At 53.7% G+C, this 5,368-nt stretch carries 3 rRNA genes; all 3 read right to left on the bottom strand.

Annotated features, from left to right (window positions below):
* Window positions 1-9 precede the first annotated feature (9 nt).
* A 5S ribosomal RNA gene (gene rrf / locus QN357_RS17730) occupies window positions 10-126 on the bottom strand.
* Between the two features lie 133 nt (window positions 127-259).
* A 23S ribosomal RNA gene (locus QN357_RS17725) occupies window positions 260-3,388 on the bottom strand.
* Window positions 3,389-3,838: 450 nt separating this feature from the next.
* Window positions 3,839-5,358, bottom strand: a 16S ribosomal RNA gene (locus QN357_RS17720).
* Together the 16S, 23S and 5S rRNA genes form the textbook arrangement of a ribosomal RNA operon.
* Between the last annotated feature and the right edge of the window lie 10 nt (window positions 5,359-5,368).

Genomic DNA, 5,368 nt, shown 5'->3' with positions numbered 1-5,368 from the left:
CTAAGTTAAGTCCGGCGGTGTCCTACTCTCCCACAGGGTCCCCCCTGCAGTACCATCGGCGCTGAGAGTCTTAGCTTCCGGGTTCGGAATGTGACCGGGCGTTTCCCTCTCGCTATAGCCGCCGAAACATCTTTCGATGGATCGATTCTATATTTTTCAGTTATAGACCCCGACTGCCTGTGAGGGCGATGCCGGGGTTGTTCTCGACCGTACGTCGAGAACCACATAGTGGACGCTTGCAGCTTATTCAAACTGGTGTGTTATCAAATTATTGGCTTATTAGTACCGGTCAGCTCCAAGGGTCTTTAGTCCCCTCTTCCACATCCGGCCTATCAACGCAGTAGTCTAGCTGCGAGCCTCTCCCCCGAAGGGATGGAAATCTCATCTCGAAGCCGGCTTCCCGCTTAGATGCTTTCAGCGGTTATCCGTTCCGAACGTAGCTAATCAGCGGTGCTCCTGGCGGAACAACTGACACACCAGAGGTTCGTCCATCCCGGTCCTCTCGTACTAGGGATAGATCTTCTCAAATTTCCTGCGCGCGCAGCGGATAGGGACCGAACTGTCTCACGACGTTCTAAACCCAGCTCGCGTACCGCTTTAATGGGCGAACAGCCCAACCCTTGGGACCTACTCCAGCCCCAGGATGCGACGAGCCGACATCGAGGTGCCAAACCATGCCGTCGATATGGACTCTTGGGCAAGATCAGCCTGTTATCCCCGAGGTACCTTTTATCCGTTGAGCGACAGCGCTTCCACAAGCCACTGCCGGATCACTAGTCCCGACTTTCGTCCCTGCTCGACTTGTCAGTCTCACAGTCAAGCTCCCTTGTGCACTTACACTCGACACCTGATTGCCAACCAGGTTGAGGGAACCTTTGGGCGCCTCCGTTACTTTTTAGGAGGCAACCGCCCCAGTTAAACTACCCACCAGGCACTGTCCCTGAACCGGATCACGGTTCGAAGTTAGATATCCAATATGACCAGAGTGGTATTTCAACGTTGACTCCACCTGAACTAGCGTCCAAGCTTCACAGTCTCCCACCTATCCTACACAAGCCACACCGAACACCAATACCAAGCTGTAGTAAAGGTCACGGGGTCTTTCCGTCCTGCTGCGCGTAACGAGCATCTTTACTCGTAATGCAATTTCGCCGAGTTCGCGGTTGAGACAGCTGGGAAGTCGTTACGCCATTCGTGCAGGTCGGAACTTACCCGACAAGGAATTTCGCTACCTTAGGATGGTTATAGTTACCACCGCCGTTTACTGGGGCTTAAATTCTCAGCTTCGCCTTGCGGCTAACCGTTCCTCTTAACCTTCCAGCACCGGGCAGGCGTCAGTCCGTATACATCGTCTTGCGACTTGGCACGGACCTGTGTTTTTAGTAAACAGTCGCTTCCCACTGGTCTCTGCGGCCTTCGAACGCTCCAGGAGTAAATCCCTTCACGCCTCCGGCCCCCCTTCTCCCGAAGTTACGGGGGCATTTTGCCGAGTTCCTTAACCACGATTCTCTCGATCTCCTTAGTATTCTCTACCTGATCACCTGAGTCGGTTTGGGGTACGGGTGACTAAAACCTCGCGTCGATGCTTTTCTTGGCAGCATAGGATCACTGATTTCGCCCTTACGGGCTACCCATCGGGTCTCAGCCTTATATGAGAGACGGATTTGCCTATCTCTCGGCCTACATCCTTAGACCGGGACAACCATCGCCCGGCTCAGCTACCTTCCTGCGTCACACCTGTTAATACGCTAACCGCACCAGCATAGGGTCGCACGCTAGGCCTCACGCTTCACCCCGAAGGGATCCATCTAGAGGATTCAGATGCTTAGCATTACTGGATTAGCTTGGACGGTTTTTCGCCAGTACGGGAATATAAACCCGTTGTCCATCGACTACGCCTGTCGGCCTCGCCTTAGGTCCCGACTTACCCAGGGCGGATTAGCCTGGCCCTGGAAACCTTGATCTTTCGGAGGACGGGTTTCTCACCCGTCTTTCGCTACTCATGCCTGCATTCTCACTCGTGTAGCCTCCACGGCTGGTTTACACCGCCGCTTCGCTGGCCACACGACGCTCTCCTACCCATCAACACGGCTGAACCAACACAACAAGTGTGCGGCTTACCAAAAATATCAATGCCACAACTTCGGTGGCGTGCTTGAGCCCCGTTACATTGTCGGCGCGGAATCACTTGACCAGTGAGCTATTACGCACTCTTTCAAGGGTGGCTGCTTCTAAGCCAACCTCCTGGTTGTCTGTGCAACTCCACATCCTTTCCCACTTAGCACGCGCTTTGGGACCTTAGTTGGTGGTCTGGGTTGTTTCCCTCTCGACGATGAAGCTTATCCCCCACCGTCTCACTGCTGCGCTCTCACTTACCGGCATTCGGAGTTTGGCTGACGTCAGTAAGCTTTTAGGCCCCATCGGCCATCCAGTAGCTCTACCTCCGGCAAGAAACACGCAACGCTGCACCTAAATGCATTTCGGAGAGAACCAGCTATCACGAAGTTTGATTGGCCTTTCACCCCTATCCACAGCTCATCCCCTCCATTTTCAACTGAAGTGGGTTCGGTCCTCCACGACGTCTTACCGTCGCTTCAACCTGGCCATGGATAGATCACTTCGCTTCGGGTCTAGGACATGCGACTGAATCGCCCTATTCAGACTCGCTTTCGCTACGCATTCCCCTCTCGGGTTAAGCTCGCCACATATCACTAACTCGCAGGCTCATTCTTCAAAAGGCACGCTGTCACCAGAATCAGACTGGCTCCAACGGTTTGTAAGCAAACGGTTTCAGGTACTATTTCACTCCCCTCCCGGGGTACTTTTCACCTTTCCCTCACGGTACTTGTTCACTATCGGTCATGTAGGAGTATTTAGGCTTATCAGGTGGTCCTGACAGATTCACACGGGATTTCTCGGGCCCCGTGCTACTTGGGATACTCTTCGGGCGATTACTGCATTTCGACTACGGGGTTCGCACCCTCTATGACCAGGCTTTCAATCCTGTTCGTCTATACAACGCTCTAACCCTCACTGTTCGGCAGAATCAGCAGAAAAGTCCCGCAACCCCGACCATGCAACGCCTGCCGGCTATCACACATGATCGGTTTAGCCTCATCCGGGTTCGCTCGCCACTACTAACGGAATCACTATTGTTTTCTCTTCCTGTGGGTACTGAGATGTTTCACTTCCCCACGTTCCCTCTACCCGCCCTATATATTCAGGCGGGAGTCACCAGGTCACCTTACGGGCCTGGCGGGGTTTCCCCATTCGGACATCCTCGGATCACAGTTCGTTTATCAACTCCCCGAGGCTTATCGCAGATTACTACGTCCTTCTTCGGCTCTACATGCCAAGGCATTCACCGTTTGCTCTTAGAAATTTGAAATCACATGAGTTTGAATCGATTAAGAATCGTAAAACTTTCGTCTCACGATCGAAATTGACCAATGATCTATAAATAGATCTTTGTAATTTGCAGTCCGAAGACTGTCAAATTTAAGATGCTCGCGTCCACTGTGTAGTTCTCAAAGTACGGGCGGTACCCTCACCTGCCCACGATTGATGTGAACAGGAAAAGGTCCAGAGGAACAGTCCAACCAGGCAAAACCCAGTTGTTCCGGTCCCTCAGGACCCAACAGCGTGCATATATGTTTCCTTCATAACCGGACCTTTCCAACGAGGCACCGCAAGCGGTACCAGGCGTACTGGATCCAGAGATGATCTCTGCATATCAATGTCAATGTTCCACCCATGAGCGCCATCGAAGAACATTCGTCTTCGTATGGCTTGGCAGTGTTACTCCGCTGTATACAGACGGCACTGCTGTGCTCCTTAGAAAGGAGGTGATCCAGCCGCACCTTCCGGTACGGCTACCTTGTTACGACTTAGTCCTAATCACCGATCCCACCTTCGACAGCTCCTTCCCGTGAGGGTTAGGCCACCGGCTTCGGGTGTTACCGACTTTCATGACTTGACGGGCGGTGTGTACAAGGCCCGGGAACGTATTCACCGCAGCGTTGCTGATCTGCGATTACTAGCGACTCCGACTTCATGAGGTCGAGTTGCAGACCTCAATCCGAACTGAGACCGGCTTTTTGGGATTCGCTCCACCTTGCGGTATTGCAGCCCTTTGTACCGGCCATTGTAGCATGCGTGAAGCCCAAGACATAAGGGGCATGATGATTTGACGTCATCCCCACCTTCCTCCGAGTTGACCCCGGCAGTATCCCATGAGTTCCCACCATTACGTGCTGGCAACATAGGACGAGGGTTGCGCTCGTTGCGGGACTTAACCCAACATCTCACGACACGAGCTGACGACAACCATGCACCACCTGTATAGAGACCTTGCGGGGCGACTGTTTCCAGCCGTTTCCTCTATATGTCAAGCCTTGGTAAGGTTCTTCGCGTTGCATCGAATTAATCCGCATGCTCCGCCGCTTGTGCGGGCCCCCGTCAATTCCTTTGAGTTTTAGCCTTGCGGCCGTACTCCCCAGGCGGGGAACTTAATGCGTTAGCTGCGACACGGAGACCGTGGAATGGTCCCCACATCTAGTTCCCAACGTTTACGGCATGGACTACCAGGGTATCTAATCCTGTTCGCTCCCCATGCTTTCGCTCCTCAGCGTCAGTTACGGCCCAGAGATCTGCCTTCGCCATTGGTGTTCCTCCTGATATCTGCGCATTCCACCGCTACACCAGGAATTCCAATCTCCCCTACCGCACTCTAGTCTGCCCGTACCCACTGCAGGCCCGAGGTTGAGCCTCGGGTTTTCACAGCAGACGCGACAAACCGCCTACGAGCTCTTTACGCCCAATAATTCCGGACAACGCTTGCACCCTACGTATTACCGCGGCTGCTGGCACGTAGTTAGCCGGTGCTTTTTCTGCAGGTACCGTCACTTTCGCTTCTTCCCTACTAAAAGAGGTTTACAACCCGAAGGCCGTCGTCCCTCACGCGGCGTTGCTGCATCAGGCTTTCGCCCATTGTGCAATATTCCCCACTGCTGCCTCCCGTAGGAGTCTGGGCCGTGTCTCAGTCCCAGTGTGGCCGGTCACCCTCTCAGGCCGGCTACCCGTCGTCGCCTTGGTGAGCCATTACCTCACCAACTAGCTGATAGGCCGCGAGCTCATCCCTGACCAAAATTCTTTCCACCCCCAGAGATGCCTCCAAGGGTCGTATCCGGTATTAGACGTCGTTTCCAACGCTTATCCCAGAGTCAAGGGCAGATTGCTCACGTGTTACTCACCCGTTCGCCACTAATCCGAAGAGCAAGCTCTCCATCATCGTTCGACTTGCATGTGTTAAGCACGCCGCCAGCGTTCGTCCTGAGCCAGGATCAAACTCTCCGTAAATGTTTGATTG

The organism is Cryobacterium sp. RTC2.1, from assembly GCF_035018685.1.
Lineage (GTDB): Bacteria > Actinomycetota > Actinomycetes > Actinomycetales > Microbacteriaceae > Cryobacterium > Cryobacterium glucosi.
Note: the sequence above shows the minus strand (reverse complement) of the source record. Positions and strands in the feature narration are given on the sequence as shown.